The 21062-nt window shown below is 66.7% G+C and carries 22 protein-coding genes; 7 read left to right on the top strand and 15 right to left on the bottom strand.

Annotated features, from left to right (window positions below; all coding sequences use genetic code 11):
* Positions 1-47: 47 nt before the first annotated feature.
* Both ACYQML_RS07830 and ACYQML_RS07825 read left to right on the top strand, forming a co-directional pair.
* A complete protein-coding gene (locus tag ACYQML_RS07830; protein ID WP_461235218.1) occupies positions 48-1088 on the top strand; it encodes a glycosyltransferase family 4 protein in 1041 nt (346 codons plus the stop codon).
* Positions 1088-2296: a glycosyltransferase family 4 protein gene (locus ACYQML_RS07825; protein WP_461235217.1), complete on the top strand. Its 1209-nt coding sequence runs from the start codon at positions 1088-1090 to the stop codon at positions 2294-2296. The genes ACYQML_RS07830 and ACYQML_RS07825 overlap by 1 nt, the downstream gene beginning before the upstream one ends.
* Here the strand turns inward: ACYQML_RS07825 and ACYQML_RS07820 are convergent.
* A complete protein-coding gene (locus ACYQML_RS07820; RefSeq protein WP_461235689.1) occupies positions 2284-3267 on the bottom strand; it encodes a glycosyltransferase family protein in 984 nt (327 codons plus the stop codon). The genes ACYQML_RS07825 and ACYQML_RS07820 overlap by 13 nt on opposite strands.
* Positions 3268-3347: 80 nt before the next feature.
* Here ACYQML_RS07820 and ACYQML_RS07815 point away from each other — a divergent pair, with 80 nt between their 5' ends.
* Both ACYQML_RS07815 and ACYQML_RS07810 read left to right on the top strand, forming a co-directional pair.
* Positions 3348-3977 carry a hypothetical protein gene (locus ACYQML_RS07815; protein ID WP_461235688.1) on the top strand — a complete coding sequence of 210 codons (630 nt, stop codon included), beginning with the start codon at positions 3348-3350 and terminating at the stop codon, positions 3975-3977.
* A 46-nt stretch (positions 3978-4023) separates the two neighbouring features.
* Positions 4024-4668 carry a hypothetical protein gene (locus ACYQML_RS07810; RefSeq protein WP_461235216.1) on the top strand — a complete coding sequence of 215 codons (645 nt, stop codon included), beginning with the start codon at positions 4024-4026 and terminating at the stop codon, positions 4666-4668.
* A 98-nt stretch (positions 4669-4766) separates the two neighbouring features.
* Here the strand turns inward: ACYQML_RS07810 and ACYQML_RS07805 are convergent, their stop codons facing one another.
* Positions 4767-5675: a LysR family transcriptional regulator gene (locus ACYQML_RS07805; RefSeq protein ID WP_056423479.1), complete on the bottom strand. Its 909-nt coding sequence runs from the start codon at positions 5673-5675 to the stop codon at positions 4767-4769.
* Positions 5676-5764: 89 nt separating this feature from the next.
* Here ACYQML_RS07805 and ACYQML_RS07800 point away from each other — a divergent pair, with 89 nt between their 5' ends.
* Positions 5765-6208, top strand: coding sequence for a PACE efflux transporter (locus tag ACYQML_RS07800; protein ID WP_056423715.1), 444 nt, complete (start codon positions 5765-5767; stop codon positions 6206-6208).
* An 80-nt stretch (positions 6209-6288) separates the two neighbouring features.
* Here ACYQML_RS07800 and ACYQML_RS07795 read toward each other — a convergent pair whose 3' ends face one another.
* The 8 genes from ACYQML_RS07795 to ACYQML_RS07760 form a co-directional block, all read right to left on the bottom strand.
* On the bottom strand, positions 6289-7182 hold the full coding sequence (locus ACYQML_RS07795; RefSeq protein WP_056423476.1) for a lipase family protein: 894 nt from the start codon (positions 7180-7182) through the stop codon (positions 6289-6291).
* 164 nt (positions 7183-7346) lie between these two features.
* Positions 7347-8042, bottom strand: coding sequence for a response regulator (locus ACYQML_RS07790; protein WP_461235215.1), 696 nt, complete (start codon positions 8040-8042; stop codon positions 7347-7349).
* Positions 8039-10753, bottom strand: a complete 2715-nt coding sequence (locus tag ACYQML_RS07785; protein WP_461235214.1) for a DUF4118 domain-containing protein — start codon at positions 10751-10753, stop codon at positions 8039-8041. The genes ACYQML_RS07790 and ACYQML_RS07785 overlap by 4 nt, the downstream gene beginning before the upstream one ends.
* A 37-nt stretch (positions 10754-10790) precedes the next feature.
* Positions 10791-11396: a K(+)-transporting ATPase subunit C gene (locus ACYQML_RS07780; RefSeq protein ID WP_461235213.1), complete on the bottom strand. Its 606-nt coding sequence runs from the start codon at positions 11394-11396 to the stop codon at positions 10791-10793.
* A gap of 52 nt (positions 11397-11448) precedes the next feature.
* Entirely contained in the window at positions 11449-13542 is a 2094-nt protein-coding gene (gene kdpB, locus ACYQML_RS07775) for a potassium-transporting ATPase subunit KdpB (RefSeq protein WP_461235212.1), read from the bottom strand.
* Between the two features lie 50 nt (positions 13543-13592).
* Positions 13593-13805: a hypothetical protein gene (locus ACYQML_RS07770; RefSeq protein WP_461235211.1), complete on the bottom strand. Its 213-nt coding sequence runs from the start codon at positions 13803-13805 to the stop codon at positions 13593-13595.
* 10 nt (positions 13806-13815) lie between these two features.
* Positions 13816-15531, bottom strand: coding sequence for a potassium-transporting ATPase subunit KdpA (gene kdpA, locus ACYQML_RS07765; RefSeq protein ID WP_461235210.1), 1716 nt, complete (start codon positions 15529-15531; stop codon positions 13816-13818).
* A gap of 12 nt (positions 15532-15543) precedes the next feature.
* Positions 15544-15633 (bottom strand): K(+)-transporting ATPase subunit F, encoded by a 90-nt coding sequence (locus ACYQML_RS07760; RefSeq protein ID WP_056423457.1) that lies wholly within the window; start codon positions 15631-15633, stop codon positions 15544-15546.
* Positions 15634-16061: 428 nt separating this feature from the next.
* Between ACYQML_RS07760 and ACYQML_RS07755 the strand changes: the two genes are divergently transcribed.
* Positions 16062-16274 carry a DUF4287 domain-containing protein gene (locus ACYQML_RS07755; RefSeq protein WP_419952920.1) on the top strand — a complete coding sequence of 71 codons (213 nt, stop codon included), beginning with the start codon at positions 16062-16064 and terminating at the stop codon, positions 16272-16274.
* Positions 16275-16312: 38 nt separating this feature from the next.
* Here ACYQML_RS07755 and ACYQML_RS07750 read toward each other — a convergent pair whose 3' ends face one another.
* Positions 16313-17227 carry a LysR family transcriptional regulator gene (locus ACYQML_RS07750; protein ID WP_461235209.1) on the bottom strand — a complete coding sequence of 305 codons (915 nt, stop codon included), beginning with the start codon at positions 17225-17227 and terminating at the stop codon, positions 16313-16315.
* Positions 17228-17323: 96 nt separating this feature from the next.
* Here ACYQML_RS07750 and ACYQML_RS07745 point away from each other — a divergent pair, with 96 nt between their 5' ends.
* Positions 17324-18451, top strand: a complete 1128-nt coding sequence (locus ACYQML_RS07745) for an aldo/keto reductase (protein ID WP_461235208.1) — start codon at positions 17324-17326, stop codon at positions 18449-18451.
* Between the two features lie 175 nt (positions 18452-18626).
* Here ACYQML_RS07745 and ACYQML_RS07740 read toward each other — a convergent pair whose 3' ends face one another.
* From ACYQML_RS07740 to ACYQML_RS07725, 4 genes are all read right to left on the bottom strand, one after another.
* Positions 18627-18992, bottom strand: a complete 366-nt coding sequence (locus tag ACYQML_RS07740) for a hypothetical protein (RefSeq protein WP_056423446.1) — start codon at positions 18990-18992, stop codon at positions 18627-18629.
* 218 nt (positions 18993-19210) lie between these two features.
* Positions 19211-19435, bottom strand: a complete 225-nt coding sequence (locus tag ACYQML_RS07735) for a hypothetical protein (protein WP_461235207.1) — start codon at positions 19433-19435, stop codon at positions 19211-19213.
* 51 nt (positions 19436-19486) lie between these two features.
* Positions 19487-20650, bottom strand: coding sequence for an MFS transporter (locus tag ACYQML_RS07730; RefSeq protein ID WP_461235206.1), 1164 nt, complete (start codon positions 20648-20650; stop codon positions 19487-19489).
* Positions 20647-20985, bottom strand: a complete 339-nt coding sequence (locus tag ACYQML_RS07725) for an antibiotic biosynthesis monooxygenase (RefSeq protein WP_461235205.1) — start codon at positions 20983-20985, stop codon at positions 20647-20649. The genes ACYQML_RS07730 and ACYQML_RS07725 overlap by 4 nt, the downstream gene beginning before the upstream one ends.
* Between the last annotated feature and the right edge of the window lie 77 nt (positions 20986-21062).

The following is a 21062-nucleotide window of genomic DNA, read 5'->3' as shown; positions in this document are numbered from 1 at the left end:
TTGTAAGCGCGCTGAGACAAGCAAATTCTGTAGTTGAGGTCCGCTCCGTGATTCGCGTCGCCCAAGTCGCCCCGAACATTTTTCCTGTTCCTCCCGAGCATCACGGTGGCACGGAGCGGGTCATTCATGACCTCAGCACGGCACTACGAAACCTCAGCGTCGAAATAACGCTGTTCGCGCCGTCCGACAGTGCGACAGACTTACCACGCATCGGCGACCATCCCAGTCTGGCGGCCCTCGAAAGCCGTCACGGTCGCGTTGCACCCGGCGTCCCGGCGGCGCTCGACGCACTGCAATTGGAGGCGCTGCGGCTGAGGATGGACGAGTTCGACATCATCCATTGCCATGGCGAGTTCGCGCATGCGGCGCTCCTCGGAACCCGCCGGCGGCACAGCCTGACCACGATCCACTGGCGGGTGGACGAGCTCGACCGGGCGCTGTTCTTCGCGGGGTTTCCCGACCTGCCGGTGGCGGCAATCTCGGCGGCACAAGAGGCGGGTATTCCGGCCTCGAACCGGGCCGGTATCGTCCATCACGGCATCGCGCGAGACCGCTACGGCTTGCAGACGCAGCCCGGCGACCATGTCGCCTTCGTGGGTCGGATGACCGACCAGAAGCGGCCGGACACCGCCATCCGTGTCGCGCGCGCCGCCGGCGTGCCGATCCGGCTCGGCGGCACGATCGACGTCGGCAACCCCGACTATTTCGAACGCCACGTGCGCCCGCTCCTCGGCGAGGACGCGACCTATCTCGGCCCCGTGGACGATTCCCGGAAGGCGGATCTCCTGGGAAGCGCGCGGGCTCTGCTTTTTCCCATCGACTGGCCCGAGCCCTTCGGCCTCGTGATGATCGAGGCGATGGCCTGTGGTACGCCAGTGATCGCCTGGAACCGTGGCTCGGTGCCGGAGATCGTCGAGGACGGCGTGACCGGCTTCGTCGTCTCCTCCGAGGCCGAGGCGGTGGAGGCCCTGGGCCGGATCGGCCGCCTCGACCGCGCCGTCATCCGCCGCCGCTTCGAGGCGCGCTTCACCGCCGAGCGCATGGCGGCCGATTACCTCGCCATCTATCGCCGCCTGCTTGCTGCCTGATGCGCGTCGCGCTCCTCACATGGGATTATCCGCCGGCACCGAGCGGCCTTTCGACCGCCGCCCGGGAGATCGCCGAAAGCCTCGCCGAGGCCGGCGCCGACGTCACGGTCTTCACCCTCGACCGCGTCGGCCGCGAACGGGTCGAGGGCGTGACGGTTGCGGGGATTGGCCTGCCGCCGGACGGCGCTCTGGCCCGCCTGCGCCGCTGGGGTTCGGCCGGGCACCTCGCCGCACCGCTGGCCTTCCGCCATACCATCCTCGCCGACCATGCCCGAGCTCCCTTCGACGTCGTGGAGGCAACGAACTGGTACGCCCCCGCCGCGCTGCTGACCGGCCGCCGAGACCTGCCGCTGGTGACGCGCAGTTCGACGCCCGCCGCTTTCACGCGCCCGCCCGCCGGCTCGTTGCGCGATGGCCTGGACGGAAGTGCCGCCGATGCCCTCGAACGCCGCCAAGCACACGGCAGCGCCGGGTTGATCGCCAACACCGTCGAGCACGGGGCCGTGATCGCCCGAGCCTACGGCCTGTCCGGCCGACAACCGGAGACAGTGATCGGCCTCAGCCTGCCGCCGGAGATCGCGGCAGCGGCGCGCGGCGCGCCATACCCGGAGGATGAAGGGCCGGCACGCCTGCTCTTCGTCGGCCGGGCAGAAGCACGGAAAGGCTTCGACGCGCTTCTCGATGCGGTCGCGATCCTGGCCGAGGAAGCGAGGCGCGGCGCCGTGCCCGCCTTCGTGCTCGATGTCGTCGGCGTGCCGGCAACGGATCTCCCGGCCGACATCCCTGAAGCGGCGCGGGCCTGCATTCGCGCACGCGGCCGGGTGCCCGCGGAAGACCTCGCCGACGCCTATGCCGAGGCGCACGCAGTGCTCGCCCCCTCGCGCTACGAGAGCTTCGGCCTCGTCTATCAGGAGGCCCTCGCCTATGGCCGGCCGGTGGTGGCCTGTGCGCAGGACGCGAGCGCGCGCAGGTTCGTAGGCGGGCCCGGCGCCGGGCCGCTGGCCAAGGAGGCTACCGGCCCGGCCCTGGCCGATGCCCTTCGTCCGCTGCTGGCCGATCCGGCTCTGCGCCGCACTTATCGGACCAACGCACTGGCGGCGGCTGGCCGCTTCAGCCGGGAGGTGCTCGCCAGAGAGACCCTCGACCTCTATGCTCGGGCCATCGCGGCGGCCCAGGCCCACGGGTCAGCGCGGCCTCACTCCCGGTAGGGCTGCAGCAGCGAGGCCTCCTCCTCGGGACGTCCGCGTCCCGGGTCCAGGCTCTCGTAGCGCCGTGAGCGAGCCAGGACATGGACCCGGCTCAGACGGTGCTCGATCACCCCGTGCAGGGCGATGAAGCTGCGTGGCCAGCCGCCGTCGAGGACCGGCCGCTCATGCACGCGGCCCGCATAGCGAACGGACTTGCGATTGAGCCGATACTGCACGTCCGGGTAGACGTCCGAGAGGATGCCGTCGACACGGTTCCGGCGCGCCAAGCCGACGGAGAGGACGTCGTCCGCCTCCGCCATGGCAGCCAGCGCCGGAAGAAGCTGGCCGGAATCGGCAGTGAGGCTCTCGTCGGCATCGAGCTGTAGCACCCAGGGATTGCGGGCGAGATCCTGAAGGACGTTGCGCTGCGTACTGAAATCACCGTCCATGGGCCGGGCGCCCACCCGCACGGCACTCGGTGGAAATCCGGCCGTGGGCACGGCTCGCGGCGGATGCCCCGGCGCGTCGAGCAGGATCACGACATCGTCGGTCCAGCCCGCATGGCTCGCCACGTTAGCCAGGACGGCGTCGAGCTCGGGCGGCCGGCAGAGCAGGCCCAGAGAGACCGGCACTCCCGCCGCCCCGTCTAGGGCGTAGAGGTCCGCCCGCGCGGCACGGTCGCTATGGGGGCGCCGAAGGTCGGTCCGACCCTCGTCGTCGAGCGCACGAACGCCGAGGCCGAAGCCGGTCGCGGCACTGCGCAGGGTGTAGAGGTCCAACCCGTAGCCGCCCTCCGGGTCGGGAAGGAAAATCGGGCCCGAAAGGCGCTCGGCGAGATCCGCGCGGCATCGCTGAGGCTCTGCATCCGCCGCCAGTAGGAGGCCGCAGGACGCGCAGGCGAGCGGAAAGGCGCGGCGGCGTCCACCCGGATAGATGAGGTGCCGGTCGGTCGGCTGCAGCATGGCGGCGCCACAGACAAAGCATCGACGCATCATCGGCCCCCCTCCCCGCTCGCACCTTGCCGCGCGGGTCCGACGCCATACCTCCGCTGTTCCTCGTACCCCTGCCGCAAGTGAATACCCAGGTCGACTCCCCCCTCTCCCACGACGTGCTGCGGTTACCGGATTCGCCGCTCGCCATCGTCGGCAACGCGCCGGGAATCGAGGCCGCCGCCGCCATCGACGCCGCCGCCTCTGTCGTGCGCTTCAACAACGCGGCGGGTTTCGGCGGGAGCACCGGCTCCCGGGTCACGCACCTCGCCCTGGTCAATCGCGGCGGACAGATGCGCGAATGGCTGGCCGACCCGGGCTTCCTCGATCGCCCCGTCGTCCGGCGGGCAGATGCGTTCATCCTGCCATTCCCGATGCTCGCCGCAGAGGAGAACCAGCCTGAACAGATGTGCTGGACCCGCGAGGTGCTGGCCTTGCTGGCTCCCCTCGGCAAACCAGTCCACGTGCTGTCCGACGATCTGCACCGCGAGGGGCGGCGTCGCCTCGCGCCTGGCACCACGGGACGGCCGAACCCCAGCACCGGATTCCTCGTGACGCTGGCGCTCATCCTCGGCCGGCGACCACAATCCGAGCCGGTCGATGCCTATGGCTTCGGCTTTGCCGGCTGGCCCGGCCATCCCTGGGCCGCCGAACGCGCGTGGTTCGCAGAGGCCGAGGCGGCCGGGCGGCTCCGACTGCACACCTCCACATGAACCGCCCATCCCTGGGCCGGGCTCCCCATAGGATCGGGTTTCCCACATGACCACGCTCATCACCGTCCTGAAGGGCGGCGGCCGTTACGATGCGACCTGGGTCGAGCGCCTCGCCCGTGGCGTGCGCCGCCACGCCCCGGCCTTCGACACGATACTCTGTCTCACGGACCTTCCCCTCGACGTGACCGGCGTGGAGCGCGTGGCGCTTAGGCACGATTGGCCGGCATGGTGGGCGAAGATGGAGGCGTTTCGTCCCGGCCTGACGCGGGGAACGTCGGTGCTGTGCGATCTCGACACCGTCTTCACTGGGCCGGCCGACGCCCTCGCCTCGCCGGGATTGGCCGCGATGGAGGATTATTTCCACAAGGGCCGTCTCTCCAGCGCCCTGATGCGCTGGGAGGGCGGCGAACTCGACTTCCTCTCCACCGCCTTTACGGCGGGCCCTGCGCGCTGGATGGAGGCGGGGTCATGCGGACCGGTCCCGAACGCCGTGCACGGCGATCAGGTCGTCATCGACCACCTGCTACGACGGGAAGGCGTGTGCCCGGACTATATCCAGCGCCTTCACCCGAACCTGCTCGATTTCTACGACCCGCGCCGGGCCGATCACGGTCCGGTGGTGATCTTCATCGGCGATGCGAAGCCGGACAATGCGACCGGCCCGGTCCGGGCGGCATGGGAACAGCCTTGACCCGTCTCATGCCACCGGTCCGCTTTCCGCTCATGAAGGGCTGATCGCTTTCGTGATGGGAAGGCGTCCTCCACCGGGACGATTTCGCTTTCCGGCCCTCAGCCTGCTTGGCCACCGTCAGACAGGGTGCCGACCCTTTCCGCTGCGAAGCGCTCGCGGAGCCACGCCGCAGCGGGGCCGCAGGGGCGCTGCTTGTGCCAGACCAGTTCCAGGGCGATCGGCCAATCGCCCTTGTCGAATTGCAGGTCCGGCGTGACGAGGTACGGCGCGGTCTGCGATGCCGCGATGACGTGGTCGGTGACGAAGGCCCAGCCGATCCCGTGTTTTACCAGTTCGAGGATCACCCAGTGGCTCTCCACCCACCAGACCTCGGCGGCCACCCGCAGGCGGCGCTTTTCCGGCCCGTCGCTGCGCGCGGCGACGAGGATCTGGCGGTGGCGCTTCAGTTCCTCCCACTCCACGCGTGCTTTCGCCAGCGGGTGATCGCATCCGCAGACGAGCTTGAGCGGTACCCAGCCGATGGTCTGGAAGCCCAGTTCCGTGGGTAGGACCTCCTGGCGCCACATGACACCGAGATCGGCGGCGCCGGATTGAACCATGCGGCTGACATCCTCCATCAGCGGGAAGAGCAGTTCCAGTTCCACGAAGGGGAAATGCCGCGCGAAATCGGCGAAGAGGGCGCCGAGCGCATGTTCGGGGTAGAGTTCGTCGATGGCGACCACCAGCCGGTTCTCCACCCGCCGCTCCAGGCTGCTCGCCACGCCGATGAGATGCTCCCGCCGGTCGAGTACCACGCGCGCTTCGAGCAGCAGCCGCTCTCCCGCCGGTGTGAGCACCGGGTTCCTGCCCGCCCGGCTGAATAACGCCACGCCCAGATCCGTCTCCAGGTTCGCCACCTGGGTGCTGATGGCCGACTGCGCCTTGCGCAATGTCCGGGCTGCGCCGGAGAAGGACCCGGCCTCGGCCGCTGCCACGAAGGCCTGAAGCTGGTCGAGCGAGACGGCCATCTATCTGGATCCGAGATACATACTAACTTGATGATCTGGGTATCGCAGATAGGAAGCGGTCAACCAACGAGATTGTTCAAGGTATGACCATGCGCAGCACACGCGACCGTATCCGCCACGCCCTCCTGTTCGAGATGTTCGGGCTCGCGCTGATCATCCCGTTCGGCACCGTGCTGTTCGGATTGCACGCCTCCGATATGGGCATGATCGGCGTGGGCAGCGCCGTGATCGCAACGGCCTGGAACTACGTCTACAATCTCGGTTTCGATCGAGCCATGCAACGGCTCGCCGGTCACACGCGAAAGAGCCTCCCCCTGCGGGTGGGGCACGCCGTTCTGTTCGAGGCAGGTCTGCTCATGATCCTGCTGCCGCCGATCGCCTGGTATCTCGGGATCGGCCTCGCGCAAGCCTTCTTCATGGATCTCGCGATCGCGGCTTTCTACGTGGTCTACGCCTTCCTCTTCAATCTCGGCTATGACCGAGCCTTCCCATTGCGGAGCTGGAGCGAGACCGCGGCGGAGCCGTGCCGCTGAGCGGCGCCCGTCGCCTGCAGCAGAGACCCAGGCTTCGAAAGTGCACCCTGGGGGCGGATCGGCGACGATCCCCCCTGCTTTCAGATGGATTCCGCGCTCCTGACGGGCCGTTGCTCACGCGAAACGAAATTCGAGACGATGGCTGAAAATTCGGGCGTGCGAAGGTAGCCGTAGGATTTATGGTGGTTCGGCTCCCCGCCGGGACGCCGGTACGCATTCATGACTCTCCGGTCGTCAATGCGGATGCCGGTCTCGTTTGGTGAGTAGTCCGTCGCCAGATCACCCATGATGGCGACGACGTCTTCTCCATCGGCGAGGTTCGTCCAAGCCGCGACGTTGTTCGGCACGCGTAATGTGTCGTGCTCGGCCTCGAATTTGAGCTTCACCTTCGCCAGGCCCAATGGCGACGCCGCCGTGACGAGGTGGTCGATCCTCAATGAGGGTTCGTCCCGTTCCAGCATCCGCAAGACGTCGTAGGCGATGACCGACCCCATCGAATGGGCGACAAGAAAGATGCGATGGGCGCCGAACGCCTTCAGGCGTTCGATCAGCCGCGTACGAACCCGACGGGCGAAGTCCTGTTCGGCGTGATAGTGCCAGAGGTCGTCGAAGCGATGTTCGAGAATGACATCGTCGACGAGAGTCACGCCGGTCGCCTCCTCGACGGCGTCGATCCCGGCATAGACCGGCGCCAACATGGCGTTGGTGGTGAGCGTCGGCGCGGTCTCCCCGCGTGGCAGAGGTCCCGTCCCCTCGTAAGGCCGGTATGGCTCGCGGTTGCCATCCCCGGACAGCGGCGCGTCGTAGCGAAGATCGGCCCAGTAGACGAAATCGAACGCGAAGTGGGGATCGGCGATGCCTTCGTTGCGAACGAGGCCCTCGTCGATGGCCGCCTTCCACCATCGCGTTTTCTCATCTGCGGGTGGTTTGTTCGCAAGACCGTGGATGCCGATAACGACGCAATCGCGCTCCATAGGTCCGGACGGTTCCTCTCGATGAAGGCGCGCGCTTCACCACGCCCGCCTTTGTCAGGTCGGTCCATGAACGCGAATCCCCGGATTTCGATGCATGGCGAAAGGTGAAGTTGGCGACGCATGCCCATCGCCCATGCAGCCGTGGGTGCTTGCGTCTGGGCATGTCAGGTCCGGACATCGTCCTCCGGCGCGCGCAGGCGGTAGCCGATTCCGGTCTCGGTGAGGAGGATGCGCGGCCGCTCGGGATCGGCCTCCAGCTTGAGGCGAAGCTGGCGCATGTAGACACGCAGGTATTGCGGGTCCGACGAGGTCGAAACCTCCTTCATGAGTTGGGCGTGGGTGAGCGCCTTGCCGGCATGCTGGATCAGCACGCGCAGGAAATCGTACTCGCGCGGGGTGAGCTTCACTTCCGCTCCGCGCACCCGGACGATGCGGCGCACGAGATCGACGCTGAGGCCATCGACCTCGAACAGGGCGCGCTCGCCCTGGACGGCGAGCTGATGGCGCAGGGCCGCGCGGATGCGGGCGAGGAGTTCGCCCATGCCGAAGGGCTTCGTCACGTAATCGTCAGCCCCGAGATCGAGGGCCTCGACCTTGCCGGGCTCGTCGTCGCGGCTCGATAGGACGACCACCGGCAGGTCGCGATGGTCTTCGCGGATGCGGCGCAAGAGGTCGTGCCCCCGCATGTCCGGCAGCCCGAGGTCGAGGATGATGAGGTCGATCGCCTCCTTGGCCAGGAGGTCGAGGGCGATGCGGGCGTTCGGCGCCTCGAAGATAGCGTAGCCCTGGGTCGCGAGCCCCATGCGCAGCAATTTGCGGATCGGCGGCTCGTCGTCGATGACGAGGATGTTCAGGCTCATGCGGCGATATCCGCCCGGCTGTGTCCGGGCACCGGCAGGACGATGGTAAAGATCGCGCCGAGGCGGTCACGGCGGTTTCCCGCCGTCAATGTGCCACCCATGGCCTCGACGAAACCGCGTGCGATGGCGAGGCCGAGCCCCGTTCCCGCCCTTACGCTGTCGCCTTTACGGACGCGATAGAACTTGTCGAACACGCGCTCGACATCGGCCTCAGGCAGGCCGTCGCCCTCGTCGAGCACCGCGAGGTGGACCCGCCCACCCTCGGCCGAGCCCCGGACGGTGACGGTGGACTCCTCCGGGGCATATTTGGCGGCGTTGTCGAGGAGGTTGACCAGCACCTGCTCGAACAGGACGGGGTCGAGGCGCAGGGCCGGCAAACCCGCCGGCAGATCCAGCACGACACGGTGTCCGGCCAGAATGGGCCCGAGGCGACGCAGGGCCGTGTCCACGATCTCGGCGACATCCTGAAGGGTGAGGTTGGCCGCGACCGCTCCCGCCTCGAGCCGTGTCATGTCGAGGAGGTTGACGATGAAGCGGTTCAGACGCTCCGATTCCACGATGACGGTCGTGAGCAGGTCGGCCTTGGCCTCGTGGGCCAAAGCCCCATCGAGGTCGCGCAGGGTCGTGGCCGCCCCCAGCACCGAAGCGAGCGGCGTGCGCAGATCGTGCGAGATCGAGGTGAGCAGGGCTTGGCGCAGGCGGTCGGTCTCGGCGGCGCGCTCGGCGCGGTCGAGATCCTCCACGAGGCGGACGCGCTCGATGGCGAGCGCCGCCATATCGGCCAAAGTGTCGAACAGGCGTCGTTCCTCCGGGGTGAGGATGGGGCCGATGCGATCCGCATCGAGGCCGATCACGCCGACGATGCCGCGCCCCGTGCGCATCGGCAGGAAGAGCCGCCTGGCGCCCGGCAGGGTGTCGGCGCCGCGTCCCGCCGGCCTTTCGTTGTCGAAGGCCCATTTCGCCGCGCCGAAATCGGTCGCATCCAGCCTGTCCTCGGGTGGGAAGCCGGCGCGCACCGAGACGACGTCGTTCTCGGGCAACAGGAGCACGACGCGGACCTTGAGCATGGCGGCGATCTGGGCCGAGGTGGCCCAGAGCACGTCGTCGAGGGTTCCGCAGCCGGCGAGCTTGCGGCTGAAACCGTAGAGCCGCTCCGTTGCCCGAGCGCGCCCTTGCGAGACCCTGGCCTCCCGGCGGGTCTGCGAGGCGAGGTTCGAGACCACCACGGCCACCACCGTAAAGAGCAGGAACGCGGCGACGTTGGTCGGGTCGGCGATGGTGAGTGTGTAGACCGGCGGGAGAAAGAAGAAGTTGTAGGCGAGCGAGGCGGCCAGCACCGCGGCCAGCGACGGCCCCAGCCCGAGGCGCACCGCCACCGCCACCACCGCGGTCAGCAGGATGAGGTCGGCATTCTCGACGCCGAGATAGGGCTGCAAAACGAGCGCGAGTCCGAGCCCTAAAGCCGTGGCGGTCAGGGCGAGGACATAGTGACCGGGACTGAAGGCACGCACGGCCGGGGCCGTCGCCACCGTCTTCGGCGGAACCGGACCCGCCTCGATCGCCTCGCCGGCGATGACGTGGATACTGATCGTGCCGGAGCGCCGGACGATATCGTGCACCACCGAGCCATGGAACAACTCGAACAAGGGCGAGCGGTCGGCCTTGCCGAGAATGATGTGGTTGACGTTCGCCGATCGGGCATAGGCGAGGATGTCGTCGGCGACGCGACGGCCACCCGGGATCGTCACGGCATCGCCGCCGAGGCGGTCGGCGAGGCGCAGGGTGTCGGCGATGCGGTCGCGCGCGGCCTCGTCGAGGGAGAGGGTTCGAGGGCCCTCGACCGTGATGGCGGTCCAGGGCGCGTGCAGCCGGTCCGCGAGACGTTTGGCGTGGCGCACGAGGCCGGCCGAGCGCGGATCCTCACTGATACAGACGAGGACCCGTTCGCCCGCGCCCCACGGACCCGCGATGGCATTGGCCCGCATGTGGCTGAGAAGTTCGTCATCGACCCGGTCGGCGGTGCGGCGGAGCGCGAGTTCCCGCAGGGCCGTGAGATTGCCCCGGGAAAAGTAGTGTTTCAGCGCGCGCTCGGCGTTCCCCTTCACGTAGACTTTGCCGTCGCGCAGACGCTGGATCAGGTCGTCGGGGCTGAGATCGACCACCTCGATGTCGTCGGCCCGGTCCAAGACACCGTCCGGCACGGTTTCCCGCACGCGGATGCGGGTGATCTGGGCGACGACGTCGTTGAGGCTCTCGACATGCTGGATGTTAAGAGTGGTGTAGACGTCGATGCCGGCGTCGAGGAGTTCCTCGACGTCCTGGTAGCGCTTGGGATGGCGCGAGCCGGGCGCGTTGGTGTGGGCGAGCTCGTCCACGAGGGCCAGGGCGGGCCGACGCAGGAGCAAGGCGTCGAGGTCCATCTCATCCAGCATCGTGCCGTGATACGCGATGGAATGCCGGGCCATCACCTCGAAGCCCTCGACGAGAGTCTCGGTCTCGGACCGGCCATGTGTCTCGACCACGCCAACGACGACGTCCGTCCCGGCCTTGAGCCGGGCACGTCCGACGGTCAGCATCTCGTAGGTCTTGCCGACGCCAGGAGCCGCCCCGAGGAACACCTTGAGGCGGCCGCGATGTCCCTCTTCCCGGCGGACGGCCTCGAGCAGCGCTTCGGGCGAGGGACGGTCCGGATCGCGATGAGGCTTCAGCATGGGCGGCCCGACATGCGGAAAGAATGACGCGGCAAGATTATCTTGGCTTCAGATCGTCCAGGGCGAGGTTGAGGGCAAGGACGTTCACGCGCGGCTCGCCGAGGATGCCGACGAGCCGGCCCTGGATCTGAGCCTCCACGAGGGAGCGCACCCTGTCCTCCGACAGTCTGCGCTCCCTGGCGACGCGGGGAACCTGAAACTGGGCCGCGTCCGGCGAGATGTCTGGATCGAGGCCCGAACCGCTCGTAGTGACAAGGTCGACCGGTACGGGCCGGCCGGGATTCTCGGCCTTCAGAGCGTCGAGGTCACCCTTGACCCGTTCCGCCAGGACGGCGCTCGTCGGACCGAGGTTCGAGCCCGAGGAATTCGCGGCATTGTAGGGCGACGGGACAGTCTTGGTGGAATCGGCCGGGTCGGCGGCACTCGTCGCCGAGGGCCGACCGTGAAAATACCCGGCACCAGTGAAGGACTGTCCGATCAGGCTGGAGCCGACGATCCTGCCGTCGCGCTCGATCAGGCTGCCGGCGGCCTTGGCCGGGAAGATCGCCCCCGCGAGGCCGGTCATCGCGAGGGGATAGGCGAGCCCCGTAAGTGCCGTCAGGGCGATCAGCAGGATGAAAGCGGGGCGAAGCTGGGTCAACATGGACGTATGCCTGTCGTGAGTTGGCGTGACGGCTCGGACGAGGTGGGCGAAATCAGACGAGGTGAAGCGCGGTGATGGCGAGATCGATGGCTTTGATGCCGATGAACGGCACCAGGATACCGCCGAGGCCGTAGATCAGGAGGTTGCGCCGCAGAAGCGCGCCGGCCCCCACCGCCCGGTAGGACACGCCGCGCAGCGCCAACGGGATCAGCACGACGATGATGAGCGCATTGAAGATGATCGCCGACAGGATCGCGCTCTCGGGCGAGGCCAGCCGCATGATGTTGAGCGCCCCAAGCTGCGGGTAGAGCACGAGGAACATCGCCGGGATGATGGCGAAGTACTTGGCGACGTCATTGGCGATGGAGAACGTGGTCAGCGCGCCCCGCGTCATCAGCAGTTGCTTGCCGATGCCGACGATCTCGATGAGCTTGGTCGGATCCGAATCGAGGTCGACCATGTTGCCGGCTTCGCGGGCCGCCACCGTGCCGGTATTCATGGCCACGCCGACATCGGCCTGGGCAAGCGCCGGGGCGTCGTTGGTGCCGTCGCCGCACATGGCCACGAGCTTGCCCTGGGACTGTTCCTTGCGGATCAGGGTCAGCTTATCCTCTGGCGTGGCCTGGGCCAGGAAGTCGTCCACGCCGGCCTCGGCCGCGATGGCCGCCGCCGTCATCGGGTTGTCGCCGGTGATCATCACCGTTCGGATGCCCATCTGGCGCAACTCGGCGAAGCGCTCGCGGATGCCGCCCTTCACGATGTCCTTCAGGTAGACGACGCCGAGCAGTTGCCCGTCGCGTGCCACAGCGAGCGGTGTCCCGCCGGCCTTCGCGACGTCGTCGGCAATGGCCTGGATCTCACGCACGATGTCGGTGGCGGGTCCGGGGGCGTAGGCCAGGGCGGTGTTCGATCCGCGCGCGGCCACGGGCTGAGGGCTCACCGAGGCGATGATCGATTCCACCGCGCCCTTGCGGATCGAGGAACCGTCGACATCGACGCCGCTCATTCGCGTTTGAGCGGTGAAGGGCACGAAGGTGGCGTTCAGGCTTCCCATGTCGCGGGCGCGGATGCCGTACTTGTCCTTGGCCAGCACCACGATGGAACGACCCTCGGGCGTCTCGTCCGCCAGCGAAGCGAGCTGGACGGCGTCGGCCAGTTCCTGCTCGGAGACACCGCGCACGGGTCGGAACTCGGTGGCTTGCCGGTTGCCCAGAGTGATGGTCCCGGTCTTGTCGAGGAGCAAGGTATCGACGTCGCCGGCCGCCTCCACGGCGCGGCCCGACATGGCGAGGACGTTGAACCGGACCAGCCGGTCCATCCCGGCGATGCCGATGGCCGAGAGGAGCGCGCCGATCGTCGTCGGGATCAGCGTGACGAACAGCGCGACGAGAACGATGACCGGGATCGCGCCGCCGGCATAACTCGCGAAACTCGGGATGCTCGCCACCGCGAACAGGAAGATGAGGGTCAAGCCGGCAAGCAGGATGTTGAGCGCGATCTCGTTGGGCGTCTTCTGTCGCGAGGCGCCCTCCACCAGGGCGATCATGCGGTCGACGAAGGTCGAGCCGGCGGCGGCGGTGATGCGCACGCGGATCTCATCGGAAAGCACCTGAGTGCCGCCGGTGACGGCCGAGCGGTCGCCGCCGGATTCGCGGATGACCGGGGCGGATTCGCCGGTGATGGCGGCCTCGTTGACGGAGGCGACGCCGGCTATGACCTCGCCATCGGATGGGATCAGATCCCCCGCCTCCACCAGCACCACATCACCGACCTTGAGTGACGTGCCCGGAACGGTCTCGACCTCGCGGCCGGAGCCGGTGAGGCGCTTGGCCGTCATCTCGGTCCGGGTGCGGCGCAAGCTGTCCGCCTGCGCTTTACCACGCCCCTCCGCGAGGGCTTCGGCGAAATTGGCGAAGATCAGGGTAAACCAGAGCCACAGGATGATCTGACCGGAAAAGGCGAGGTTGGCCCCGCCGGTGAGAACGTCGCGAGCGAAGAGGATCGTGGTCAGGGCAGCCACGACCTCGACCACGAACATGACCGGGTTGCGGATCATCCTGCGGGGATCGAGCTTGGTCAGGGCGCCAAGGAGTGCCGGCCCGACGAGGGAGGCGCTGAACAGGCTGGAGGAGTTTGGGCGGGCCATTGCGGGTGTCCGATGGGGAGGCATTTGGGGGCGGCGCCGTCGAGCGGAGCTCAGGGTGCCAGCGCGCGGGTCAGCAGGTCGGCTCCTGCCATGATGCAGAGGGCGCCGAGGAGGATCAGGCCGAGCATGCCGAGGATCACATCCGAAATGCGGAGGTCGTGGCGGTCTCGTTGAACCCGGCTCCAAGTCGGGGGACGGGGTCGGTGCAGGGCGAGCGCCCGGCGGACGACGGATCGTTTCGGCGCGGAGTGGGGAAGCGACAAGCGACGCATCTCAGCCCCCCGCCGGAAATGTCTGCCCGAGGCCGCCGGCGAGGTGCTCCACCACCGGTCCGAGGGCGAGCGCCGGGAAGAAGGTCAGTCCACCGACGATGAGGATCACCCCCACCAGCAGTCCGACGAACAGGCCGCCATGGGTCGGGAAGGTCCCGGCCGAGGCCGGCACGGTCTTCTTGGCCGCCAGCGATCCCGCGATGGCCAGCGCCGGGATGATGACGAAGAAGCGACCGGACAGCATGCCGAGGCCGAGGGTGGTGTTGTAGAAGGTCGTGTTGGCCGTGAGCCCGCCGAAAGCGGAGCCATTATTGGCCGCCGCCGAGGTGAAGGCGTAGAGGATCTCCGAAAAGCCGTGCGGTCCGGCATTGGCGGGCCCCGCGAGGCCGGCCGCGACGACGGTGGCCAGCGCCGTGAAGCCCAGCATCATCAGGGGCAGGCACAGGATGGCGAGCATCGCCATCTTGACCTCGCGGCCCTCGATCTTCTTGCCGAGATATTCCGGCGTACGGCCCACCATGAGACCGGCCACGAAGATCGTCACGATGACGAAGACCAGGATGCCGTAGAGACCCGCACCGACGCCGCCGACGATGATCTCGCCGAGTTCCATGTTGATCAGCGGGATCATGCCGCCGAGCGCCGTGAAGCTGTCATGCATCGCATTGACCGCGCCACAGGAGGCCGCCGTGGTAATGGCGGCGAATAGTGAAGAGCCGAGAATCCCGAAGCGGACCTCCTTGCCCTCCATGTTGCCCCCGGTGAGGCCGAGGCCGTTGAGGACGGGGCTGCCCGCGCTCTCGGCCCAGTAGACGATGGCGGTTCCAGCCAGGAACAGCGCGCCCATGGCGGCGAGGATGGCCCAACCCTGGCGCTCGTCACCGACCATGCGGCCGAACACATTGGTCATCGCCGCACCAAGGGCGAAGATCGAGATCATCTGAACGAAGTTCGAGAGCGCGGTGGGGTTCTCGAAAGGATGCGCGGCGTTGGCGTTGAAGAAGCCGCCGCCATTGGTGCCCAGCATCTTGATGGCGACCTGGCTCGCCACGGGGCCGACCGCGAGGGTCTGCTTCGCGCCCTCCAGAGTGGTCGCCTCGACGGCGCCGGAAAGCGTCTGGGGAATGCCCTGCCAGACGTAGAACAGCGTCAGCACCATGCAGAGCGGGAGCAGCAGGTAGAGGGTCGTGCGAGTCAAATCGACCCAGAACGAGCCCACGGTTTTCGCCGAGGCCCGTGAAAAGCCACGCACGAGCGCGACGGCGAGCGCGATACCAGTGGCTGCCGAAAGGAAGTTCTGGTGCGTCAGGCCCAGCATCTGCGTGAGGTATGACAGCGTCGTCTCGCCACCATAGGATTGCCAGTTGGTGTTGGTGACGAAGCTCGTCGCGGTGTTGAAGGCGAGGTCCGGCGCGACGCCGGCTTGTCCGTCCGGGTTGAACGGCAGCAGCGCCTGGACGCGCAGCAGCGCGTAGAGGGTCAGGAAGCCGAGGACGTGAAAGGCGAGCATCGCCGACGCGTAGGCCAGCCAGTGTTGCTCCTGCTCGGCATCGATGCCGGCGACGCGGTAGAGTCCGCGCTCGACGGGTGAGAGCACGGGCGAGAGCAGCGTACGCTCGCCCGTGAAGACACGGGACATGTAGCCGCCAAGCGGACGGGCAAGCGCGACGACGACCGCGCAGAACAGCGCGATCTGGAACCAGCCGTTGAGACTCATCGGGTAATTCCTTCAGAACCGCTCGGGGCGGACGAGGGCATAGGTGAGGTATCCGAGCAGCCCCAGGGTCACGAGGGCGCCCAGCATCAGGTCGAGGGTCATGGCGGGGGCCTCAGAGGCGTTCGCAGAGGCCGGCATAGCCGGCGGCCAGGCCGAAGAAGCCGAGGCCCAGGGCAATGAAGGTGAGATCGAGCATGGAGCGTCCGTTTCGGTTCGGCGCGCCGGTGCCGTGACCGGTCGCGCTCGCCCTCCGATGTGGCTCGGAACCGCATTAGGGTTCGAGAGGGACGCGAGGACGATCTTATAAGGATCGCATGAGGATTCGTGCCGTCTTGGATGTCGAGGGTGGTCCCGTGGCAGGACCAGTGCATGGCGTCCCCGTCTGACGCCCGGCACTGAATCCGACGGGCTCCGGGCAATCCGTACCGGCATTTGCGGTCCGGCCGCCGCGCCGACTCATGCGAAGAGGTTGCGATCCAGGCGATTTTTGGTGAAGCTGATACCGGTCAATGCGTGGGAAAAACGCTCACATGTCTACCGAGGCCACCAAGGGACCTGCGTCTTACTTTCCATCCATCGAGAAGAAGTACGGACGCCCGATCGGTGACTGGCAACGATTGGTGAGAGACCGACTTCCCGCCAAGCACATGGAACTGGTGTCGATGCTGAAGGAAGAGCACGGAATGGGTCACGGTCACGCCAACGCGATCGTCGCTCATGTGCTGTCCGCGCAGAACGCGTAGCCGACCCCGGCCGGCGCTGCGACGTGGCAGCACCGCCCTCATTCCGCTGGATCGCGTGGTTCGGAATTCTTCCACCGCAACCTATCGACCAATGCTCGAAGCGCGGGCGAGATCTGGCGGTTGGGAAAGTAGAGATGACAGCCTGGAAATGGCGGGCACCAATCGTCCAGCACCTGGATCAACCGGCCGGCCGCCACATCCTCTACGACATCCGTCTCCAGCATGTAGCCGAGGCCCGCGCCCGCACGTATCGCGGAGGCTGCCAGCGCGCCATCATTGACGATGAACTGGCCGCCTGCGCGCACGCGTATGTCGCGTCGGTCCCGAGCGAACTCCCATGGCAGGAGACCGCCTCCGCCGATCAGACGGTAGCTGACGCAATTGTGGTGCTCCAGATCGGCCGGGGTCTCGGGCCGAGGATGGCGTGCGAAGTAATCCGGCGTGCCGACGACCACCGTGCGAAGATCGGGGCCGACGCGCACCGCCACCATGTCGCCTTCCACGGCTTCGCCGAAGCGGATCCCTGCGTCGAAGCCGGCAGCGACCAGATCGGCGAGACGGTCGTCGACGAGAACCTCGACGGAGATCGCCGGATGGTCGAGGAGGAATTGGGGAAGCGACGGTTCGAGGATCGTGCGGGCGGCGTAGGAAAACGTGGTGAGCCGGATGGTACCCGAGGGCTCGCTCCGCCAGTCGGCGAGCGCCGCGAGTCCTCGAGCGATCTCTTCCAGCGCCGGGTTGATCGTGCGCAGGAGCCGGTCGCCGGCTGGCGTCGGGGCCACACTCCGCGTCGTGCGGGCGAGGAGGCGAACACCGAGACGCGTCTCCAATCCACGAATCGCGTGGCTGAGGGCCGAGGGCGAAAGGCCGAGTTCGGCCGCCGCGCGGGTGAAGCTACAGGCGCGCGCCACGGCCGCGAAGGCCGCCAGATCGTCGAAATCCCCGCGCCGCATTGATGCGTTCCGCTCACAAACCCATGCTGACCAGCGGAGCTAATCGCCGGGTTGCCACGACCCTATCCTCATCTCGGTGATTAGCGAGGTGCAACAATGGATCTGACGCATTATCGGACGCTCGGCCGCTCGGGCCTAGCCGTGAGCCCCCTGGCGCTGGGCACCATGACCTTCGGCACGGCACGCTGGGGCCTCGACGAAGACGGCAGCCGCGCAGTGTTCGATGCCTATGTCGCGCAAGGCGGCAACTTCGTCGACACAGCCGACATCTACGCAAGCGGCGCCAGCGAGACGATGCTCGGCCGCTTCGTCGCCGAGCGGGGCCTGCGCGACCAAATCGTTCTCTCCACCAAGTCGGGTTTCGCCGCTGGGAACGGACCGCATGCGGGTGGCTGCGGTGCCAAGCATGTCCACGCCGCAATAGACGGATCGCTTCGCCGCCTGGGAACGGATTATGTCGATCTGTACTGGCTGCACGTCTGGGACGGACTCACGCCGGCGGAGGAACTGCTCGAGACGATGGCCGGCCTCGTTCGGTCGGGCAAGATCCGCTACTGGGGCTTGTCGAATACTCCTGCCTGGTACGCAGCCAAGCTCGCGACGCTCGCTTCCGTGCGTGGCCTGCCGGGACCGATCGGGTTGCAGTATTTCTACTCGCTCGTGAACCGGGAGATCGAGGACGAGCACATCCCGCTCGGCGCCGAGTTCGGCATGGGGATAGTGCCCTGGTCTCCCCTCGCCTACGGTCTGCTCACGGGCAAGTACGAACGTGCTTCCGTCGAGGCGGGCTCCCCGCGTGGCTCGGGGCTACCAACGGACACGGCCAAGGCTGGACAGGAGCGGACGGCCAAAGACAGACGTCTCGATGGCGCCAACCCCTTCGGGGACAGCCTGTTCACGCCACGCAATTGGGACATCGTGGACGCAGTGCGCCAGATCGCTAGCGAGATCGGCCAGCCCCCGGCACGGATCGCCCTGGCATGGGTCGTAGGCCGGCCGGGCGTGGCCTCGACCCTGATGGGCGTGAGCCGGCCGGCGCAGGTGACGGACAACGTAGCGGCGCTCGACCTGACTCTATCGCCTGAGCATCGTGCCGCTCTAGATACCGTCAGCGCCTTCGCCGAACCACGCCTCATCTACGGCCTGTCCCGCCCCCCTTTGCAGCAGCAGGTCATCTTCGGTGGCAGCCGGGTCCATGCATCGAGCGAGATGCTGCCCCTCTGAGCAGACCATGCGAACCTGATCCGGCACCGGATCTCGGCCACTTGCGACCTCGTGGCGTTGCCGAGCGTGATACAGACCTGTTGAGCCATGACCCGGCGTCACCAAGTGACAACCAAAAAACCCGCCACGGCGCGAACCGGGCGGGTCTGATGTCGGTATTATCGCGGATGGACGATCAGCAATCGTCGCCCTTCTTGCCGACGGCCTGATTCTCGCCGGCATTGTTCATTGCGCCAACGGTGCCCGGGGCGGCGGGCTGCTGGCCACCTGCGAGATTCTTGCTGCCGGGCTCCTCATTTCCCTTGGTGGCGGAAGCGCCCGCACCCGGCTTATCGCCAAGGCCCTGGTTGGCACCGACATTGTTCATCGCACCGACAGTGCCTGGGGATGCAGGCTGCTCGCCACCAGCGAGGTTCTTGCTGCCGGTATCGGACTTGGAGCTCTTATCGGTGGTTGAACCGGTATTGCATGGTGCAGCCAGAGTAGTCCCGGCCGTGAAAGCAAGAACCATTGCCGCGCCGGCGATCGCAGTAAACTTCATGGGGCGTCCCTCCAAGATCGGTGTCGGGAGGAATAATTCCGAGCCTCAATATTGGTTCCCGTCGAATGGGCCGCAGGTAATACCACTTGCCAATCCGCCTCCCAGTATCACCACCGAAGCAGGATGGAATTCATCACAACCGCAATCACAGAATCCGAGTGATCGAGAAGGCCGGAAAAAACCGGCTCCTCCGCCGCTCATAACTGTGACGGCTAATATTATTCATAAGAACTTGCCGGCACCGATGACGTTGGCGTTTCCTTCAGAAATCTAACCGGTGGGCGATACAGGCTTGCGTTATCGACATCGTCCCGTCTGACGATCGCGTCCATCGAGACGTTGACGGTGTCATCCATGAAGGTCCGTCCGGCCATGTCGAGGACATGCACGTGGTCGTGCTGGGCATTCTCGCCGTGCCGACGAACGCTGAAGAGCAAAGTCACGACGATCCTTCGTGATTGAGAGGGGCACACCCAACGACCAAGATGGCGCCGTCATGTGTTCGGCTCCAGCTTGGTCACCATGCACGATGCCGCTGTGACGGCTCCGGCCAGCAGGGCGATTCCAGCCCACGACAAGCGGCTCGGTCCGGCGGTTTCGAGGATGATGCCGCCCAGGACGGCTCCGCCGAAAATGGCGATATTCCAAGCCGTGACGATCATCGCCTGCGCCACATCGGCCGCTGGGCCTGCCGTACGTGCCGATGCGGTCTGAAGAACAGTCGCCGACCCGCCGAATGCCAGACCCCAGATCAATACGGCGCCATAGATCGCGAGGGACGCTCCACTCGTAACGGCAAGCGTGAAGGCCGCAACAATAAACAATCCGATGGCGGCGAAAAGCAAAGCCCGCAGCCATCTGTCGATCAGCACGCCCGTCAGTCCGATACTGACGAGTGCGGAACCCCCGAAGACCAGTAGAACATCGTCGATCCGGTCGGGCATGCGGTAGTCGGCCAGGAGGGGCGCGATGTAGGTGTAGAGGAGATTATGGGCCAGCACGAAGCAGAGCGTCACCGCCAGTACCGGCCGCACGCCCGGCACTGCAAAGACTTGAGTCAGCGATGGGCGTTGCGTTTCAGGTTCGCCAGGGAAATCCGGAACTTTTGCGATGATCCAGCCAACCAGTAGCAGCGCGATGAAGCTGAGCAGGCCGAAGGTGAGCCGCCAGCCGGCGAGCATGCCCAGAAACGTACCGGCAGGTACCCCGATAGAAAGTGCCACGGGCGTTCCTGCCATCGCCACGGCCATGGCTCGCCCCGCGAGACGGGGCGGTGCCATGCGAACCGCATAGCCAGCGAGGAGCGCCCATAGCAGGCCGGCCGATACTCCGCCGACAAAACGCGCCGCCATCGCGACGGCGAAACTCCCGGTCAGGGCCGTTATCAGGTTGGCGATCATGAACCCGACGATGGAGCCAAGCAGAAGCGGTCGTCGGCGCCAGCTTCGCGTCGCCGCGGTCAAAGGGATCGCAGCGAGGAGCGATCCCAAGGCGTAGACACTGATCCATTGGCCGGCCATGGCCTCGCTCACCCCCAGCGATCCCCCGATCTGCGGAACAAGTCCGGCCGGCAGGGCCTCGGTCAGGATCGTGACGAAGCCCGCGACCGCCAGAGCACATAGCCCGGCCATCGGCAGCCGATCGGCTCGCGCCGTCATGCCGAAGCCCTCGGAAGTACAAGGTCGCCCACCGTGTAGGTGTGGAACTCGCTGGACGAAACAGTTTCGAGCGCCTGAAACTTGTCGACGAACACCGGATCGGAGAAGAAAATCTCGACATCTTTCGGATCTGATATCGCCTCGATATTCACGACGGTCAGTCCATCGGTGCTCCTGGCAAGGTTGCTCCATAGAAATCCGGTCTTCCGCTCGGCCACATAGTGAACGACATCCTGGATGAGCCGGAACGCGTCTTCCTGCTTGCCAGGGTGAACGTGAATTACGTTGACGATGAAGGTGGTCGGGATCGGATGAATCGTGAAGGCTGGGATCATGTTCGCTTCCCTGGTTTTGCGAGGTCCAGGGGATAGCGACCGGACGGTTGCGGAAAAACGGGCCAGCGTTCCGGTGA

Source organism: Methylobacterium sp. CM6244, from assembly GCF_054817885.1.
The sequence above is the reverse complement of the archived record's forward strand: the minus strand, read 5'-3'. Positions and strand labels throughout refer to the sequence as shown.

Bases quoted from the DNA above. Each gene is read 5' to 3' on its own strand.
- ACYQML_RS07785 (WP_461235214.1), bottom strand. From the start codon at position 10,753: ATGCTGAAGCCTCATCGCGATCCGGACCGTCCCTCGCCCGAAGCGCTG.
- kdpB (WP_461235212.1), bottom strand. From the start codon at position 13,542: ATGGCCCGCCCAAACTCCTCCAGCCTGTTCAGCGCCTCCCTCGTCGGG.
- ACYQML_RS07760 (WP_056423457.1), bottom strand. From the start codon at position 15,633: ATGACCCTCGACCTGATGCTGGGCGCCCTCGTGACCCTGGGGCTGCTC.
- ACYQML_RS07790 (WP_461235215.1), bottom strand. From the start codon at position 8,042: ATGAGCCTGAACATCCTCGTCATCGACGACGAGCCGCCGATCCGCAAA.
- ACYQML_RS07780 (WP_461235213.1), bottom strand. From the start codon at position 11,396: ATGTTGACCCAGCTTCGCCCCGCTTTCATCCTGCTGATCGCCCTGACG.
- kdpA (WP_461235210.1), bottom strand. From the start codon at position 15,531: ATGAGTCTCAACGGCTGGTTCCAGATCGCGCTGTTCTGCGCGGTCGTC.
- ACYQML_RS07805 (WP_056423479.1), bottom strand. From the start codon at position 5,675: ATGGCCGTCTCGCTCGACCAGCTTCAGGCCTTCGTGGCAGCGGCCGAG.
- ACYQML_RS07825 (WP_461235217.1), top strand. From the start codon at position 1,088: ATGCGCGTCGCGCTCCTCACATGGGATTATCCGCCGGCACCGAGCGGC.
- ACYQML_RS07810 (WP_461235216.1), top strand. From the start codon at position 4,024: ATGACCACGCTCATCACCGTCCTGAAGGGCGGCGGCCGTTACGATGCG.
- ACYQML_RS07750 (WP_461235209.1), bottom strand. From the start codon at position 17,227: ATGCGGCGCGGGGATTTCGACGATCTGGCGGCCTTCGCGGCCGTGGCG.
- ACYQML_RS07730 (WP_461235206.1), bottom strand. From the start codon at position 20,650: ATGACGGCGCGAGCCGATCGGCTGCCGATGGCCGGGCTATGTGCTCTG.
- ACYQML_RS07820 (WP_461235689.1), bottom strand. From the start codon at position 3,267: ATGCGTCGATGCTTTGTCTGTGGCGCCGCCATGCTGCAGCCGACCGAC.
- ACYQML_RS07755 (WP_419952920.1), top strand. From the start codon at position 16,062: ATGTCTACCGAGGCCACCAAGGGACCTGCGTCTTACTTTCCATCCATC.
- ACYQML_RS07745 (WP_461235208.1), top strand. From the start codon at position 17,324: ATGGATCTGACGCATTATCGGACGCTCGGCCGCTCGGGCCTAGCCGTG.
- ACYQML_RS07725 (WP_461235205.1), bottom strand. From the start codon at position 20,985: ATGATCCCAGCCTTCACGATTCATCCGATCCCGACCACCTTCATCGTC.
- ACYQML_RS07800 (WP_056423715.1), top strand. From the start codon at position 5,765: ATGCGCAGCACACGCGACCGTATCCGCCACGCCCTCCTGTTCGAGATG.
- ACYQML_RS07795 (WP_056423476.1), bottom strand. From the start codon at position 7,182: ATGGAGCGCGATTGCGTCGTTATCGGCATCCACGGTCTTGCGAACAAA.
- ACYQML_RS07740 (WP_056423446.1), bottom strand. From the start codon at position 18,992: ATGAAGTTTACTGCGATCGCCGGCGCGGCAATGGTTCTTGCTTTCACG.